This is a genomic window from Streptomyces sp. H27-H1 (genome assembly GCF_026627445.1).
GTDB lineage: Bacteria > Actinomycetota > Actinomycetes > Streptomycetales > Streptomycetaceae > Streptomyces.
The window spans coordinates 47856-65004 of sequence record NZ_JAPNLJ010000020.1; the positions used below are offsets into that span (position 1 = coordinate 47856).

Genomic DNA, 17149 nt, shown 5'->3' on the forward strand with positions numbered 1-17149 from the left:
CCCATCCGTACGACAAGGGGATCCCATGCGCCTGCACGGGCTGCTGTCCTTTCCACTGACTCCGTTCACCGCCGACGACAAGGTGGACCTGACCGTCTTCGCCGCACACCTCGAGCAGCAGATCGCCGCCGGCCCGGCCGGACTCTTCGTCGCCTGCGGCACCGGCGAATTCACCGCCCTGTCCCAGGACGAGTACCGGGACGTGGTCGTCACCGCCGTCCGGGTCGCCGACGGCCGGCTCCCGGTCGTCGCCGGATGCGGCGGCGGGCCGCGCCTGGCCCACGAGTTCGCCACCGCCGCCGCCGAATGCGGCGCCGACGGACTGCTGCTGCTCCCGCCCTACCTCATCTCCTCCACCCCCGCCGGGCTCGTGGAACACATCCGCTACGTCGCCCGGGCCACCTCCCTGCCCGTCACCGTCTATCAGCGGGCCAACGCCGTCCTCGACCCGTCCGCGGCGATCGCCCTCCTCGACATCCCCACCGTCACCGGCATCAAGGACGGCCTCGGCGACGTCGACGCGATGCTCCGCCTGGTCACCGCCGTCCGCACCAGCGGCCACCCGCGCGCCGAGGAGTTCGGCTTCCTCAACGGCCTCCCCACCGCCGAACTCTCCGTCCAGGCCTACGAAGCCATCGGCGTCGAGAGCTACTCCTCCGCGGTGCTCTGCTTCGCCCCCGACATCGCCACCGCCTTCCACCGCGCGGTACGCGCCGGGAACAAGGAAGCCGTCCGTACCCTGCTCACAGCCTTCTACCTGCCCTTCGTCGACCTGCGCGACGAAGCACCCGGTTACGCCGTCGCCCTGGTCAAAGCCGGCGCCCGGCTGGCGGGCCTGGACGTGGGATCCGTCCGGCCACCCCTCGTGGACGCCACGCCCGCGCACCAGCGGCGCCTCGGCGACATCATCGCCCGCGGACGCGCCGCCCTCGCCGGTCTGGACGTCTGATGCGGGTCCGGGAAACAGTCGTCACCCCCGTCGCCTTCCCCGACCCGCCGCTGCTCAACTCCGCCGGCGTACACCAGCCCTGGGCCCTGCGCGCCATCGTCGAACTCCGCTGCGGAGACGGACTCGTCGGCCTCGGGGAAACGTACGGCGACGCCGCCCACCTGCGGTTGCTACGAGCCGTGGCTCCGACCCTCACCGGCCTCGACCCCTTCGACACCCACGGCCTGCTGAGTCGCGTCCGGGCCGTCCTCGGCGAGGACTGCGACACCCCCGACCGGCACGGGCTGACCGGCGGATCCAGCCCCCAGAAGACCACCCTGCGCGTGCTCAGCCCCTTCGAAGTCGCCTGCCTGGACCTGCAAGGACAGCTCATCGGGCGCCCGGTCACCGACCTCCTCGGCGGCAAGGTCCGCGACAGCGTCCCCTACTCCGCCTACCTCTTCCACAAATGGGCGGCCCACCCGGGAGCACACGACGCCCAGGCCGCCGGCGCGGACCCGTACGGCGAGGCGCTCGACCCGGACGGCATCGTCGCCCAGGCGAAGCGGATGATCGACACCTACGGCTTCCGCTCCATCAAGCTCAAGGGCGGAGTGCTGCCGCCCGACCGGGAGGTCGAGACGGTCCGCGCGCTGCGCGCCGCCTTCCCCGACCACCCGCTGCGCCTCGACCCCAACGCCGCCTGGACCGTGGAGACCTCGCACCGGGTCGCCGCCGAGACCGAGGGCCTCCTCGAATACCTGGAGGACCCCACACCGGGTATCGAAGGCATGGCGGAGGTCGCCGGCAGCGCGCCGATGCCGCTCGCCACCAACATGGTCGTCGTCAGCCCCGACGACGTACCCCGCGGCTTCGCCGAGCGCGCCGTCGGCGTGGTCCTCGCCGACCACCACTACTGGGGCGGACTGCGCCGCACCGCCGAACTCGCGGGTATCTGCAGGACGTTCGGCATCGGAGTCTCCATGCACTCCAACAGCCACCTCGGCATCAGCCTCGCCGCCATGACCCACCTCGGGGCAGCACTGCCCGAGCTGTCCTACGCCGCCGACACCCACACCCCCTGGCAGTACGGGGTCGATGTCCTCACCGACCCGCTGCCGATCACCGACGGCTCCGTCGCCGTACCCGACCGCCCCGGCCTCGGTGTCAGCCTCGACCCCGACGCACTGGCCCGCCTCCACGAGAACTACCTGCGGTGCGGCATCCGGGACCGCGACGACACCGCGTACATGCGGCGATTCGACCCCTCGTACCGGAAGAGGCGCCCCCGATGGTGACCGCGAACCCGACCGCGGATGCGGGCCCGGCGGTGGACACGGCCCCGACGGCGGTTTCCGTCACCGCCCACGCCTACCCCTGGGACGTCCTGGGCGACCCCGCCTTCCCCGACCGGGTGCGGCAGGCGGGCCTGGACGCCGTCACCCTGGCCGTCACCTACCACTCCACCCGCGCCGCCACCCCGCTCCACCCGAGCCGCCGCTTCGTCGACGCCCGCCACTCCGCCCTCTACCGACCAGTCCGCCCCCGCGTATGGACCGGCCGCCGCCTCGTACCGGTACGCGCCGACTGGGCGCCGGGCCCCGACCCGGCGGGCGCCGCCGTCGAAGCCCTTCGGGACGCGGGGATCCCGGTCAACGCCTGGCTGGTACTGGCCCACAACACCCGCCTGGGGAACCTCTACCCGGAGCTCGCCGTCACCAACTGCTTCGGCGAGACCTACCCGTACGCGCTCTGCCCCGCCCAGGAAGAGGTACGGGAGTACTGCGCGACCCTCGCCGCCGAAGCCCTGCGGGGGCTGCCGTCCGGGGCCGTGCGCGGAGTGTCCCTGGAATCCGCCGGCCAGCTCGGCGCCGTCCACCTCGGCTGCCACGAGAAGACCGACGGCGCCTACCCCGCTCACACCCTGAGGGCGCTGTCGGTGTGCTGCTGCGCCGCCTGCCGGGAGCGCTGGCGTGCGGCCGGGATCGACCCGGGCGAGGCCGAGGCGTTGCTGCGCCGTTCGGCCGGGGCCACCGGTGCGCCCGTCCCGGACGCGCTGGGGGCCGTACTCCTCTCGGTGCGGCACGCCGCCGCCGACGAGCTGCGCGGGCAGGTGCTCGCCGCCGTACGGGAGGCCCTGCCCGGTGCGCCCGTAGCCCTGCACGCACACCCGGACCCCTGGGTCACCGGACCCTCCCCGGGGCTCACCGTCCGGGCGGCCGAGGAGGTGGACACCCTTCTGGTGCCCTGCTGGCCGACCGGGCCCGACACCGCGGACCTCGTCCGGCGGGCCGCCCGGCTCGGCCTGCCCGTAGACGCCTACGTCACCGCACAACACCCTGCCGATCCAGGACTGTTGGGTGCACACGTACGCCGCTTGCGGGCCGCCGGGGCGAGCCGGCTCAGCCTGTACCACCTCGGTCTGCTCCCACCCGACCGGACAGCACTACTGGCCCACCTGGCAAAGGAGTTCCGCGCATGACGACCACCCCGCCCCGTACGGTCCTGCTCACCGGCGCCGCGGGAGGCGTCGGGGCCTTCCTGCGCGCGAGCCTGCCCGGATACGGCTACCGGCTGCGACTCGCGGACCTGAAGCCGATCGACGGCGCGGAGTCCCTCGTCTTCGACCTGCGCGACGCGGCGGCGGTGCGCGAGGCGGTGCGCGGCGTGGACGCCGTGGTCCACCTGGGCGGGATCTCGCTGGAGGACAGCTTCGAGGCGGTCCTCGAGGCCAACATCCAGGGCACCTACCACCTCTATGAGGCCGTCCGGAAGGAAGGAACCCCCCGCGTGGTCTTCGCCAGCAGCAACCACGCCGTCGGCTACGTCCCACTGGTCGGCGGCGCCATCGGCAGCGCGGTTCCCGCCCGCCCGGACACCTACTACGGGCTGTCCAAGGCCTTCGGTGAGAACCTGGCCTCGCTCTACGCGGACAAGTACGGAGTCGAGACGGTCTCCCTGCGGATCGGCTCCTGCTTCGCCGAGCCGCGGTCGGTCCGCATGCTCTCCACCTGGCTCAGCCCCGGCGACTGCGCCCGGCTCGTGCACGCCGCCCTCACCGCTGCGGACGTCGGCCACACGGTGGTCAACGGCATCAGCGCCAATACCCGCGCCTGGTGGGACCTACGCTCCGCCCGAGCCCTCGGCTACGTACCGCAGGACGACGCGGAGATCTACGCCGAAGGCCTGCTCGCCACGCACGGCCCCCTCGACCCCGCCCACCCGGACGCCCGCTTCATCGGGGGCTCCTTCACACAGACGGACCCGCACCACTGCGTGTGAGACGCCCGGCCCGTGGGGGAGCGGCCACTCGCGCCCGTCAGTCCATCACTGTTCGTTAGTAAATGATGCGGTATATAACGAATAGTGGCAGCGTTGCGGGTGGAACATTCCCAGCCCGCACGGAGTGCGCCATGCCGGTGGAACCCGCCCGTCCGGTGCGCCGCGATTGGCGCAACGCCGCGCTGCCCCCGGTCGGCGCCTGGCTGGTCGCAAACCTCGTCACCTGGTGGGTCGCGAAAGCGTCTGTCAACGGCAATGGGTCCAAAGTGGCCTATTGGTCCATGGGTGGCCGAAAGCGCTGGGACTCCGAACAATACCTCTCCATTGCCAAGTCCGGCTACGAAATGTATTGGTGCCGGGACCGGTATCCGGACTTTCGCGACGTCATGTGCGGAAATACCGCGTGGTTTCCCGGATACCCCATGCTGGTCCGGGCGGCTTCAGCCACCGGAATGTCTTATGAGATGGCTGCTGTCGTTCTCGCAGAGTTGTCCCTGCTCGGAATGTTCGCGGTGTTGTGGTGGTTAATGGGTGCCCGGCTGACATGGGCCACAGGTCTCACCCTTGCCGTTGGCGCGGTATTCCCGGGCGGTATCTATTTCCATGCGATGTTCCCGATCGCCACCGGAACGCTGGCACTACTCGTCTGCATCGCCGGAGTGAAGCGCGGCTCCTGGGTCATGGCCGCGGCCGGCGGCTTCGTCGTGTGCGCCTGCCATTTCGTCGGCGCTGTCGTCGTCGGCATGCTGCTCCTGAGCGCGTTCTTCGCGTGGCAGCGCGACAGATGGCCGATGCGGTGCGCGAAAGCCGGGTCGTCGGCTGCCGTCGCCGGCTGCGGCGTGCTCTGGGCCAAATGGCTGATGTGGCAGGGGACGGGCCGCTGGGACGCGTACGAGGTCATCCAGAAATCCAGTTACCACCAGGGTGACCTCCGTGAGCCCTTCAGCGAGATGAGGAATGCCTACAATTTCCCGTTCAGCTACTGGTACAAGCCCGAGGGGCATCCGCCGTGGCTGGTGGAACACGCTCTCGCCGCACACAGGACCCAGCTCTGGCTGAACATCGCCTTCGTCCTGCTGGTGCTGGTGACTGCCGCCGTGCTCCTCCTGCGGAACCACCGGCTCGACGTCGAGGAATGGGCCGCGTTGATCTTGACGGTGGCCATCTTCCTCTTGCCGTTCTTCGCGGGCGCGCAAATGTCGTGGTATCGCAATCATGCGCAAATGTTCGTCGGGCTCATCCTGGTCAGACGCATGCCCCGATGGGTTCAGGCGACACTGCTGGTATTTTGCTCGATTCAATATGCCCTCCTGGGAGGGATGTTCTTCCCCGGGGTGCTGGTATGACCGGCGACCGCTGTTCTTCGTCCGCGCCGCGAGCCGCGTCGCGTCTGGAACTGCCTCGAGCGGGTAGCAGCGCTGAGGGAGGCGCCAAAGATGAAACTCAGTGACTGGATGCTCACCGCTGGTGAACGCGGGAACACGGCCACCCGGGTGGACAGCCGCCACCCCGACGGAGCCGCCTGGACGAACGGCAACGAGGCTCGCCCGCTCGTGCACGGCGCCACGTACTTCGCCGAGCTCCTGCGCAACATCCGCGCCCAGCGACGGGGAGACCTGCTCCTCTTCACGGACTGGCGCGGCGACCCCGACGAGCGGCTCGACGGCGAGGGCACGGAGATCGGCGCCGTGCTGGCCGCAGCAGCCGCGCGGGGCGTCATCGTCAAAGGCCTCCTCTGGCGCTCCCACCTGGACGGAATGCGGTTCAGCGAGAGCGAGAACCGGCACCTCGAAGAGGCGATCGAGGCGGGCGGCGGCGAATGCCTGCTCGACATGCGGGTCCGCCCCGGAGGCAGCCACCACCAGAAGCTGGTCGTCCTGCGCCATCCCGGCCGCCCCGCCCTGGACGTGGCCTACGTCGGCGGTATCGACCTGTGCCACAGCCGCAACGACGACGCCTCGCACCACGGCGATCCGCAGGCGATGCCCCTGGCGGCCGCCTACGGTCCCCGGCCGCCTTGGCACGACGTCCAACTGGCAGTCAGGGGACCGGCCGTCGGTGACATCGAGGCGGGTTTCCGCGAACGCTGGGAGGACCCGGCCGCGCTGAGCCGCAGCCCGTTCGTGAAGCTGCGGGCCCTCGTCGACCGGGAGGACACCTACGCGGATCCGATCCCGCCGCAGCTCCCCGACCCCCCGCCCTGTGGCAACCACACCGTGCAGGTACTGCGCACCTACCCGAACCGGCTGCTGCGCGGCTACCCCTTCGCCCCGGACGGGGAGCGCAGCGTCGCGCGCAGCTACCTCAAGGCGCTGAAGCGGGCCCGACGGCTCATCTACCTGGAGGACCAGTACCTCTGGTCCCCCGAAGTGGTGGAGTGCTTCGCTCGGGCGCTGCACGAGAACCCCGAGCTCCGCCTGATCGCGGTGATACCCACCGTGCCCGACCAGAACGGCTGGCTGTCCCGGCCGATGAACCTGGTCGGACGGGTCAAGGCGCTGGACACACTGCGCGAGGCGGGTGGCGGGCGGGTGGCGGTCTACGGGCTGGAGAACCGCGCCGGTACCCCTGTGTACGTCCACGCCAAGGTGTGTGCCGTCGACGACGTGTGGGCCACCATCGGATCCGACAACATCAACCTCCGGTCGTGGACCCACGACTCGGAACTCAACTGCGCCGTCCTCGACGACGACCTGGACGCCCGCACGCCGGCCGATCCCGCCGGGCTGGGGGACGGAGCTCGCCGCTTCGCGAGGGAGCTGCGGCTGGAACTCTCCCGCGAGCACCTCGACGTCCCCGAACCCGAGGACCCCGGCGACCCGGACCCGCTGTGCGACCCGGTACGAGCCTTCGAGGCGTTCGCCGCGAGCGCCGGCGCGCTGGACGCCTGGCACGAGGACGGCGGCCGCGGGCCGAAACCACCCGGCCGGCTGCGCGCCTACCGTCCACCCGACCTCTCGTACGCCGAGCGCCGCTTCGCCACGCTGCCGTACCGGCTCCTCGTCGACCCGGACGGCCGTACGTTCGGCTTTCGGCGGCGCAACGCCTTCTGACCGCGGCCGGGGGACGGCGTCCTGCCCGGACGGCGGGCGCCGCGACGGAAGGGTGGCCCCAGGGCCCCGGTCCGGCTTTCCGCTCCCACCTCGCCGAAAGCCGGAGCGGGCGCCACCGTATTCTGGGCGGGTGATTCTCAGCAGCCTCCACGACCGGTCCGCTCTGGCTACCCGCTTCGAACGGGATCCGGCGATGCACGTGATGGAACTCGGCGACCTCGACGACCTGCTGTGGCCGCACACCAGTTGGTACACGGTTTCCGAGGGCGGGCCGGTGGCGCTTTTGTACTCCGTCGGCGACGTTCCGACGCTGCTGGGCTTCACCCGCCCCGGGCAGGCATCCGCCTTGGAAGACCTCGCCGAGGCGCTGCTGCCCGTACTCCCACGGCACTTCTTCGGGCACCTCACCGGCAATGCCGCGAAGGTCCTGGAATCCGCCTACACCGTGCGGCCGCACGGCACCCTGTTGCGCATGGCGCTGACCGAGCCCGACCGGGCCGACCGGTATCCGGCCGGCCCGTGGCAGCCGGCCCCGCTGGGCCGCGGCGACCTGCCGGAACTGCTCGAGCTGTTCACACAGGCGTACCCGGGCAACTGGTTCGACCACCGGATGCTCGACACCGGCCAGTACGTCGGTGTCCGTCAGGCCGGCCGGCTGGTCGCCGTGGCGGGCGTGCACGTCCACTCGGCCACCTACCGGGTCGCCGCGATCGGGAACGTCGCCACGCATCCACGGGTACGCGGGCAGGGCGCGGGCGGCGCGTGTGTCGCCGAGCTGTGCCGACGGCTGGGCAAGAGCGTGGAGCACATCGGGCTGAACGTCCGCGCGGACAACGCCACCGCCGTCCGCCTCTACCGCAGGCTGGGCTTCAGCGAGGTCACGGAGTTCACGGAGGCGTCCTTCACGGCGCGCCCGCGCCCGTAGGCGGTCTCATCAGCCGCACCGGATCGGCCCGGTGTCGAGGCTGTAGGTCACTCCGCCCCGGACCAGCGAACCGCTCACCCTGATGCACTGGCCTGTCGAGTTGAACCAGGTGTACAGCGGCCCGGCGAAGTAGTGATAGTTGGCCGGATGTTCCTTCGGCGGGTCGATGGAGTAGTCACCACCTTCGTCGAAGATCGCCAGGCTGATGTGCGAGGCGAGGCCGTCGTAGGGGCTGGACCAGAACTTCACGCAGTTCTGTTTGGTCGAATTGTTCCAGTAGGTGCGCGCGTAGCCGCCGCCGTTGCGCCCCGCCGCCTTGGCCCAGTAGGTCTTGCCGTCCCAACTGCCGCTGCACTGCGCGGCGGCGGGGGCCGCGGTCGCCGCCTGGGCGGTGGGCGAGGCAACCAGACCGAGCAACAGCGTCATGACGCCGACGCCCAGCAGCTGTGGTGTACGTAACCGCTTCGTCAACCTCTTCATCTGCATCTCCTGGTGATCAGATGCCGCAGACCCGGTCCGTCCGGGCCGTGCTCGGTACGCTCCACCCCTGCGTGACCCAACATGTGACGTTTCACGAAATCTCCACCGGCCACGCGCGCCGACCGGGAGCGGTCATGAGGCCTGACGGCAGCCGTGTGCTGGTTACCGCACCGGTGGCCCGGCGGCGCACCTGCCCCTCGTTTCGCCAGGTGGCACGCTGATGGCCGTCACCGGTGTCGTCGGCGAGCGCCCGCAGCCGCTGATGGCCGACGACAGCGCCTCGAAGGCGGCACAGAGCGCCTGGCTCTCGGCGGTACGGCGCGAGCGACGCGGACGCCCCCACGTGATGGAGGTCCGGCTCGGCAGCCGTCGGTCGCTCGTACGCGCGCGCTTCCCGAACCCGTCGAACGCAGGCGGCTCCGCGAGGCGTGGAAGCTCACCCCGTCGCAGGTCGCCTCGGCCGTCGGCGTGACGGCGGCGACGGTGCGGTCCTGGGAAACCGGTCACAGCGCCCCGACCGGCAAGCGCCGGGAGGCCTGCGCACGGTTCCTGCACGGCCTGGCCCAGGAGCCGCAGCGTCACTGCCCGCCGACGGCACGCCCTCAGGAGATGGGGTCGGGCGGCCACCGCGGCCCACACGGCCCACCTTGACGGGTAGGGCCCTGCGCAGCGCCGTCGCGGACCGGCTGGGCACGGTTCCCGGCGCGGTGCGAGCCCGCGTCAAGGTCACCGGACGGCCCGCCGCACCGGTCCCGCGCATCACCCTGGCCCCGCACCCCACCGCACGCCCGGCCGACACTGCGACCGCTGCCGCGGCAGTCGTGGCGCAGGCGAGCAGCGTCCTGGCTCCGCGAGACGTGCGCGCGGAACCGCGCCGCACCGTGCGAGCCGCCCCTCGCACTCGCGCGGTTGTCCGGGACCCGGTAGTTTGAATTTGAACGATATGCTGGCCACACTCCGAGCCAGACCGCCCTTCGATTCCACGGGAGCCCCGCCGCATGTCCGTCCGCCGCCTGAACCACGCCGTGCTCTGGATCCGGGAGATAGACCGGTCCGTCGAGTTCTACACCGACGTCTTCGGGTTCCAGGTCGACCACCTGATCCCCGGCCGCGCCGCCTTCCTCAGCGCCCCGGGCAGCCTCAACGACCACGACCTCGGACTGTTCGCGATCGGCGCCGACGCACCCGGCCCCGAGCAGGGCCGGGTCGGCCTGTACCACCTGGCCTGGGAGGTCGGCACGCTCGGCGAGCTGGCGGAGCTGGGGCGCAAGATCACCGAGCGCGGCGCGATGGTCGGCGCGACGGACCACCTGGTCTCCAAGTCCTTCTACGCCAAGGACCCCGACGGCAACGAGTTCGAGCTGATGTGGCGGGTTCCCCGCGAGGACTGGCCCGCCGCCGATTCCGGCCTGCGCCCCGGCCCCCTCGACCTGGCCGCCGCGATCGCGCACTGGGGCACGGACCTGGCGACGGGTTCGGCCGCGGGATCCGCCAGCTGAGACCGGGCCGTCGCGAACGGCCCCGCCGGCCGGTCCTGCGCCGGGAGATCCCGGCTCCCCCGTTCGGCGACCTGTGGGGGGACCGGCCCGCCCGGCCCGGCAGGGGCCGGGCCGGGGCGACCTTCCGTGTCAGCGCACGGGAGTGAAGTCCTGGGAGGCGATGTATCCGGGGCGGCGCACCGGGGCGGCGAAGGGCTTCGAAGGGCGGTTCTCCACGCTGTTGAAGACGAGGAAGACGTTGCTGCGCGGGTAGGGCGTGATGTTGTCACCCGAGCCGTGCATCGCGTTGCAGTCGAACCAGGTGGCGGAGCCCGCCTTGCCGGTGAAGAGCTTGATGCCGCAGGCCGAGGCGAACTTGGTCAGAGCTTCGTCCGACGGGGTGCCCGCGTCCTGCATCTGGAGGGACTTCTTGTAGTTGTCCTTCGGCGTGGCACCGGCGCAGCCCAGGAAGCTGCGGTGGGAACCGGGCATGATCATCAGGCCGCCGTTGGTGGTGTGGTTCGGCGTCAGGGCGATGGACACCGACACGGTGCGCATGTGCGGCAGACCGTCCTCGGCGTGCCAGGTCTCGAAGTCGGAGTGCCAGTAGAAGCCGCTGGCGCCGAAACCGGGCTTGACGTTGATCCGGGACTGGTGCACGTACACGTCGGAGCCCAGGATCTGTCGCGCGCGTCCCACGACGCGCGGATCGGAGGCGAGGGCAGCGAACACCTCGCTGATCCGGTGGACCTCGAAGACGGAGCGTACCTGCCGGGACTTGGGGTCCACGATGGACCGCTCGTCGGCCAGCGTCGAGGGATCGCGGAGCATCCGGTCCAGCTCGGCTTGGTAGACGTCCAGTTCGTCGGGCGTGACGAGTTCGTCCACGGGCAGGAAGCCGTCGCGCTCGAAGCTCTCCAGCTCGTGTGCCCAGAAGGGCCCCGGCGTGCCGGGCTCGGACCAGACGACGGGGTCCGCGCGGCCGGTGAGCACCTCCTCGGCGCCCCGGGTCGGATACAGGTCGGTCAGGGTGCGGGTGGATGCGTGGGTCATGGTGGTGCCTGCCTCTCCTCTCTGTGCTTCCGTACGTCAGCTGTGGCCGGGTTCGGTGAGCAGCGGGTACACGCCGTTCTCGTCGTGGTCCTCCCGGCCGGTCACGGGCGGGTTGAAGACGCACAGGCAGCGGAAGTCGTGCTTCACGCGCAGGGTGTGCCGCTCGTGGCCGTCGAGGAGGTACATGGTTCCCGGCGTGATGGTGTAGGTCCGGCCCGTCTCCTCGTCCGTGAGCTCGGCCTCCCCGGCCGTGCAGACCACGGCCTCCACGTGGTTCGCGTACCACATGGACGTCTCGGTGCCGGCGTACAGGACGGTCTCGTGCAGGGAGAAGCCGACCCGCTCCCTGGCCAGGACGATGCGCTTGCTTTCCCAGGTGCCGGACGCCGCCTTGACGTGGCGGTCGGTTCCCTCGATGTCCCGGAACGAGCGGACGATCATGGTGGTGCCCTTCGTGGTGTGCGGGTGCTGGTCAGGCGGCTTCGCGGACGGAGCGGGCGAGGACGGCAAGGCCCTCGTCGAGTTCGTCCCCGGTGACGGTGAGCGGCGGGAGCAGCTTCACGACCTCGCCCTCGGGGCCGGAGGTCTCGATGAGGAGGCCGTGTTCGAAGGCCCTGCGGCACACTTCCGCCGCGAGCTCCTTGCGGGTGAACTCGATGCCCCAGACGAGTCCGCGGCCCCGGTACGTCGCGCCGAGCCGGGCGTGTTCGCCGCACAGCTCGCGCAGGGCGCTCTCGACCCGGCCGCCCTGGACGAGGGTCCGCTCGCGCAGGACGCTGTCGCCCCAGTACGTCTCCAGGGCCGCGGTCGCGGTGACGAAGGCCGGGTTGTTGCCGCGGAAGGTGCCGTTGTGCTCGCCCGGCTCCCACAGGTCCAGCTCGGGCTTGAACAGGCACAGGGACATGGGGAGTCCGTAGCCGCTGATGGACTTGGACAGCGTGACGATGTCGGGCGTGATGCCCGCCTCCTCGAAGGAGAAGAACTCGCCGGTCCGCCCGCAGCCCATCTGGATGTCGTCGACGATCAGTAGCATGTCGCGGCGCCGGCACAGGTCCGCGAGGGTGCGGAGCCATTCCGCGCGGGCCACGTTGATCCCGCCCTCGCCCTGGATGGTCTCGACGATGACCGCCGCCGGATGGTTGAGGCCGGAGCCCTGGTCCTCCAGCAGGCGCTCGAACCAGAGGAAGTCGGGAGTCCTGCCGCCGAGGTAGTTGTCGAAGGGCATCGGGGTGCCGTGGACCAGGGGGACGCCGGCGCCGGCCCGTTTGAAGGCGTTGCCCGTGACGGCCAGCGAGCCGAGCGACATGCCGTGGAAGGCGTTGGTGAAGGAGACGACCGACTCGCGGCCCTTGACCTTCCGCGCCAGCTTGAGCGCCGCTTCGACGGCGTTGGTCCCGGTGGGCCCGGGGAACATCACCTTGTAGGGCAGTGCGCGGGGTTCGAGGACGTGCGACCGGAAGGTCTCGAGGAAGGCCCTCTTGGCGGTCGTCGACATGTCGAGCGCGTGCGTGATGCCGTCCCGCTCCAGGTAATCGAGCAGGGCCCGCTTCAGAACGGGGTTGTTGTGGCCGTAGTTCAGGGACCCGGCGCCCGCGAAGAAGTCCAGGTAGCCGCGGCCGTCTTCGTCGTACAGCCGGCTTCCCGTGGCGCGCTCGAAGACGACGGGCCAGGCGCGGCAGTAGCTTCGCACCTCGGACTCCACGGTCTCGAAGACGGACAGGACCGGCTCGGTCATGGTCAAGGTAACTCTCCAATGAACGCGGGGGTGTTTGGTACAGGGCGGTGCTTGGTACGGGGTGTTCGCGATGGCGGTCCGGATGGCTGCCGGCGAGGCTCGCGGGCGGCGGCCGCCGGGCGCAACCGGGATCAGAAGTGGAGCGGTCCGATGCGGTGCAGGATCTCTGGCTCGTGCCCACCGACCGGGAACTCATCTGCGGTGAACAGCACTTCGCGCGTGAGCGTGGCGCCGTGCCGTGCGGCGTACGAGGCGAACAGTCGCTCCGACGCGGAGTTTCCGGGGGAGATGGTGGTCTCCAGGGAACTCAATCCCTGTTCTGCCGCCACGCGGGCGGAGAGGCCGTCGAGCAGGGCCCCGGCGATTCCCAGACCGCGGGCGGACTGGTCGACGGCGATCTGCCAGACGAGCAGGGTTCCGGGACTGTCGGGCCGCAGGTATCCGCTCACGAAGCCGATGGCGCGCCCGGACGGGTCGCGGGCCACCGCGGACGTGTCGGCGAAGTCACGGCACCAGAGGAGATAGCTGTAGGCCGAGTTGAGGTCCAGCGTCCTGGAGTCGCGAGCGAGGCGCCACAGGAGGGGCCCGTCACCTGGGCGGGGGCGGTCGATGTACGTGGTCGAGGTGGGCGAGGTCGTCGGAGTGATCGGCGGGGTCTTCCTGTAACGGGTCAGTTCTGCATGAGCAGTCATGCGGGCCGAAGTTACCCAGGGCTGGAGCAAATTGCATGGACCTAAGGGGTTACGTAACTGGCATGGCGCATGATATTTGCCGATGCCTTCTCGAGGTGCAAAGTGCCGATAATGCGCCCCGTGAAACTATGAAAAATGCTGACATTTCCACCCCACCTTCGATTTCATAACGAGCAGATAACGTCTTTGCTCTGTCTCATATTTGCCCCTTGAATGTGATGTCTTCGTCGACCGGTGGGGGGTTTCGATCACAGCTGCGCGGTTATAGGCGGCAGGGAGCCGGCCGGCGCGACGATTCCGCGGGGGACTGGTGCTCAGGGGTGGGTGAACGTGCAGGCCGTGGGATCGGAACTTGCCCACGGCGGTGGCGATCCACTCCGCGCCGCCCGCGGAGATGCGCGTCGCGGGCCGGCCGGTGACGGAACCCGCGCCGGCCGGCCCGTGGCCCTACTTCCGCCAGAACAGGTGGTGCGTCACGCCGCTCGAGCTGGGCACGACGTCCAGGTGGAACCGGTCCAGCAGCTCATCGGGGGACTCCCACAGCCGGGCCCCGGAGCCGAGCTTCGTCGGCGCGACCGCCACGTGCAGGGTGTCGACGAGGTCGGCATCGAGGAACTGCCGGATGGTCGTGGCTCCACCGCCGAGCCGGACGTCCCGGCCCTGCGCCGCCTCCTTCGCCCGGGCGAGCACCGCGGCCGGGTCGCCGCCAACGAAGTGGAACGTGGTGTCGGAGAGCGTGAACGAAGGGCGCTCGTGGTGCGTCATGACGAACACCGGCGTGTGGAACGGGGGCTCGTCACCCCACCACCCCTGCCACTCGTGGTCCTGCCAGGGCCCGCGCTGCGGCCCGAACTTATTGCGGCCCATGATCTCGGCGCCGATGTTGCGCGCGTAGTCCCGCGTGAAGTAGTCGTCCAGACCCCGGCTGCCACCGGGGTCGGAGCGCATCGGCCAGCTCGCGGTGGCACCGGCCCAGGCGAACATGCTCCCCGGATCGGCATGGCCGAACGGCTTCTCGAGGCTCTGGCCCTCACCGGCGCCGAACCCGTCGCTCGAGACGCCGAAGTTCTGGACCCGCAGCAACTGGCTCATGTCGCTCCTCCTGCTTCGCGCTTTCCGATCACGTGACGAACGGTAGACCGGCCGGACCGGGAAAACTCATCGCCGCATCGTGCGGTTCTCATACGGGCCTCGACGGAGGCGATCTGCCAGTCGCCGGTGGTGGCCCGCCACTCGGCGACAGGGCGGGCCCGAGCGGTGAGGTCGCGGTCGCGGGCGGCCGACAGCGAACCCCGATGTCGGTGCGCGCCAGCGCGAACGCGCCGACCGTCCCGGTGGCCAGGGCCGCGAGCAGACCCGCGGGCATCGCGACCCCTCCGCGGCAATGATTCGTCCTGGAACCCCACCTCACGTGTCAATTGGGGGCCATGCGCGGCGCGTCGTTGCCGGTGGGCGGGCTGCCGGCCGGGTTCTGGTGCCCCTTCGGGAGGCGGAGCGGCTCCCGAAGGGGGCAGTCGATCGGCCGTCAGCGCTTGCCGCCGCGCAGTCGGGTGAGCATCCGGCGGGCCGTCGCCCGCCGCCGGGGGTCGGCCGCGGCGCGCCGGGCCGAGGCGATGGTCCGCTGCCCCTGCGGGCTGCGGCTGAACTCCTTGATCTTCGCGAACAGTCCGGGCATGGCTCCTCCAGAGCGTCGTCGTGCGCGGCGTCTCTGGGCGGATACCCCGCCAGCCTGCCTCGAAGCAGTGTCAACAGGCTTTTAAATCCGGCCCGTTGAGTTGGCGTATGGGTCGATCGCCCCGACTGCTCGACAGAGGTTTCGTCCGGAGCCCCTACTGGCAGAGCGTGCGGCACGGCATCGCGCGCCCCCTCCGTGAAGGCCCGGGGTGCGTTTTTGAAACAAATTGTTGACGCGGCTCTATCGGGACGGCCCTGACGGGCGCACCATCCGGATACATGCCGCCACGTGCTTGACGAACAGTGAGTCCACAGAAGCGCCCCGCGCCATTCCGTCGGGAGGTAGCACGACATGGACCTGCTCAGCGAATGCTCCGGCACCACCGCACAGACCACACAGGCTGCAGAGACCGTACAGACCGCGCCCGCCGATCCCACGCCCGCTGATCCCCGCCGCCGCAGGTTACTGGCCGGCCTGGGCATGGTGGCGGCGAGTCCGTTCGCACTCGGCGCCGCCCGGACGCGGCCGAGGCAGGGCCCGCCCGCCGGGGCCGGCCCGGCCGGCCGGGCCACGGTGCTGCGGAACGCCGCGCTGGTGCTCACCATGGACCCTGCTCTGGGCGAGGGCCCCCTGGGCGCGGTGGAGCGCGCGGACGTCCTGATGCGAGGCGGGGCCGTCGCGGCGGTCGGCCGGCGGCTCGCGGTACCGGCCGGGACCAAGGTGATCGACGTCTCCGGCCGGCTGCTGATGCCGGGATTCGTAGACGTGCACACCCATCTCTGGCAGTCCTCGATGCGCGGCGGCTGCGCGGACCGTGACCTCTTCGGCTGGCTCGCGGAGTGCAACAGGGCGACGTTCTCGCGGATCCCCGCGGCCGACATGTACCGGTTCGTTCGCCTGGCGGCTCTCGACTCCGTGCAGTCCGGCGTGACCACGCTGGTGGACTGGGTGGACGCCCTCCCGTACGACACCACCGAGCAGTACGTGCGGGCACTGGCCGACACCGGCGTGCGCTTCACGTACGCCATGTTCCAGACGGAACAGCAGGCGGCGCTCCTGCCCCGGGTGAAGAAGGAACTCATCGACCCGCTGCCCCTGGCCTCGGCGCAGATCGCCACCCACGCGGCGGGGGCCATCGAGGGGCTGAACCGGGTCCACTGGGAGATCGCCCAGGACCTCGGCGTCATGCTCAACAGCCACGTCCTCGAACGTGCCGAGCAGCGCGTGGACGACCCGGTCGGAGTGCTCACCCGTATGGGTGCGTTCGGTCCCCGCCTGCTGATGAACCACGCGATCCATCTGTCCGACGAGGAGATCGCCGCCATGGCGGCGCACGACGTCCGGGCCGCGCACTGCCCGTTGAGCAACATGCGGCTCGCCTCGGGTGTCATGCGGCTGCCCGATCTCGCCCGCCGGGGCGTCAAGTTCGGGCTGGGACAGGACGGCGGCACCAACGACAGCTCGGACTTCTTCGCCCTGATGAAGAGCGCCATCGGCCTGCAACGGGCACGGTCGATGGACGCGTCGGTCTTTCCCCAGGTCCAGGACGCCCTGCGGGCCGCGACGCTCGGGGGCGCCGAGGCGATCGGTATGGACGACAGGGTCGGCTCGCTCACCCCGGGGAAACGGGCCGACGTCCTCGTACTCGACCCCGGCACGCTGAACTTCGCGCCGCGCTTCGACTGGGTCGGCCAGATCGTCTTCAACGGCCGCCCGGAGAACGTCGAGGCCGTCTTCGTGGACGGCCGTCCCCTCAAACTCGACGGCCGGCTCGTCGACGTCGACACCGAACGCGTGATCCGCGACGCGGAGGCCGCCGCCACCCGTCTCCGGTCACAGCACTAGCGT

The 17149-nt window shown here is 70.6% G+C and carries 17 protein-coding genes; 10 read left to right on the forward strand and 7 right to left on the reverse strand.

Annotation, left to right across the window (positions count from 1 at the left end):
• Positions 1-25: 25 nt before the first annotated feature.
• From OTB20_RS22245 to OTB20_RS22275, 7 genes are all read left to right on the forward strand, one after another.
• The gene (locus tag OTB20_RS22245; RefSeq protein ID WP_267819970.1) at positions 26-949 is read left to right on the forward strand and encodes a 5-dehydro-4-deoxyglucarate dehydratase; all 924 of its coding nucleotides are present in this window, start codon (positions 26-28) and stop codon (positions 947-949) included.
• Positions 949-2226, forward strand: a complete 1278-nt coding sequence (locus OTB20_RS22250; protein ID WP_267819971.1) for a glucarate dehydratase family protein — start codon at positions 949-951, stop codon at positions 2224-2226. The genes OTB20_RS22245 and OTB20_RS22250 overlap by 1 nt, the downstream gene beginning before the upstream one ends.
• On the forward strand, positions 2220-3410 hold the full coding sequence (locus OTB20_RS22255) for a hypothetical protein (RefSeq protein ID WP_267819973.1): 1191 nt from the start codon (positions 2220-2222) through the stop codon (positions 3408-3410). Before OTB20_RS22250 ends, OTB20_RS22255 begins: the two co-directional genes overlap by 7 nt.
• Positions 3407-4210 (forward strand): NAD-dependent epimerase/dehydratase family protein, encoded by an 804-nt coding sequence (locus OTB20_RS22260; RefSeq protein ID WP_267819975.1) that lies wholly within the window; start codon positions 3407-3409, stop codon positions 4208-4210. Before OTB20_RS22255 ends, OTB20_RS22260 begins: the two co-directional genes overlap by 4 nt.
• Positions 4211-4341: 131 nt before the next feature.
• Positions 4342-5556: a hypothetical protein gene (locus tag OTB20_RS22265; protein ID WP_267819977.1), complete on the forward strand. Its 1215-nt coding sequence runs from the start codon at positions 4342-4344 to the stop codon at positions 5554-5556.
• 90 nt (positions 5557-5646) lie between these two features.
• Positions 5647-7263 carry a phospholipase D family protein gene (locus OTB20_RS22270; RefSeq protein ID WP_267819978.1) on the forward strand — a complete coding sequence of 539 codons (1617 nt, stop codon included), beginning with the start codon at positions 5647-5649 and terminating at the stop codon, positions 7261-7263.
• 130 nt (positions 7264-7393) lie between these two features.
• Positions 7394-8188: a GNAT family N-acetyltransferase gene (locus OTB20_RS22275; RefSeq protein WP_267819979.1), complete on the forward strand. Its 795-nt coding sequence runs from the start codon at positions 7394-7396 to the stop codon at positions 8186-8188.
• Positions 8189-8197: 9 nt separating this feature from the next.
• On the opposite strand, the gene OTB20_RS22280 is transcribed toward OTB20_RS22275, so the two are convergent.
• The gene (locus tag OTB20_RS22280) at positions 8198-8668 is read right to left on the reverse strand and encodes a hypothetical protein (RefSeq protein ID WP_267819981.1); all 471 of its coding nucleotides are present in this window, start codon (positions 8666-8668) and stop codon (positions 8198-8200) included.
• A 153-nt stretch (positions 8669-8821) separates the two neighbouring features.
• Between OTB20_RS22280 and OTB20_RS22285 the strand changes: the two genes are divergently transcribed.
• Together OTB20_RS22285 and OTB20_RS22290 are read left to right on the forward strand one after the other, a co-directional pair.
• Positions 8822-9319 (forward strand): helix-turn-helix domain-containing protein, encoded by a 498-nt coding sequence (locus OTB20_RS22285; protein ID WP_267819982.1) that lies wholly within the window; start codon positions 8822-8824, stop codon positions 9317-9319.
• Positions 9320-9666: 347 nt separating this feature from the next.
• Positions 9667-10167: a VOC family protein gene (locus OTB20_RS22290; RefSeq protein ID WP_267819984.1), complete on the forward strand. Its 501-nt coding sequence runs from the start codon at positions 9667-9669 to the stop codon at positions 10165-10167.
• Positions 10168-10296: 129 nt separating this feature from the next.
• Here OTB20_RS22290 and thpD read toward each other — a convergent pair whose 3' ends face one another.
• The 6 genes from thpD to OTB20_RS22320 all read right to left on the reverse strand — a co-directional run bounded on the left by thpD (position 10297) and on the right by OTB20_RS22320 (position 15301).
• On the reverse strand, positions 10297-11199 hold the full coding sequence (gene thpD / locus OTB20_RS22295) for an ectoine hydroxylase (protein ID WP_267819986.1): 903 nt from the start codon (positions 11197-11199) through the stop codon (positions 10297-10299).
• Positions 11200-11235: 36 nt separating this feature from the next.
• Positions 11236-11640, reverse strand: coding sequence for an ectoine synthase (locus OTB20_RS22300; protein ID WP_267819988.1), 405 nt, complete (start codon positions 11638-11640; stop codon positions 11236-11238).
• A gap of 31 nt (positions 11641-11671) precedes the next feature.
• Entirely contained in the window at positions 11672-12940 is a 1269-nt protein-coding gene (gene ectB / locus OTB20_RS22305) for a diaminobutyrate--2-oxoglutarate transaminase (RefSeq protein WP_267819990.1), read from the reverse strand.
• Between the two features lie 125 nt (positions 12941-13065).
• Positions 13066-13626, reverse strand: a complete 561-nt coding sequence (gene ectA, locus OTB20_RS22310; RefSeq protein WP_267819992.1) for a diaminobutyrate acetyltransferase — start codon at positions 13624-13626, stop codon at positions 13066-13068.
• 447 nt (positions 13627-14073) lie between these two features.
• Positions 14074-14718, reverse strand: coding sequence for a dihydrofolate reductase family protein (locus tag OTB20_RS22315; RefSeq protein ID WP_267819994.1), 645 nt, complete (start codon positions 14716-14718; stop codon positions 14074-14076).
• 433 nt (positions 14719-15151) lie between these two features.
• Positions 15152-15301: a hypothetical protein gene (locus OTB20_RS22320; protein WP_267819995.1), complete on the reverse strand. Its 150-nt coding sequence runs from the start codon at positions 15299-15301 to the stop codon at positions 15152-15154.
• Positions 15302-15652: 351 nt separating this feature from the next.
• Between OTB20_RS22320 and OTB20_RS22325 the strand changes: the two genes are divergently transcribed.
• Positions 15653-17146, forward strand: a complete 1494-nt coding sequence (locus tag OTB20_RS22325) for an amidohydrolase family protein (RefSeq protein ID WP_267819997.1) — start codon at positions 15653-15655, stop codon at positions 17144-17146.
• Positions 17147-17149: the final 3 nt, after the last annotated feature.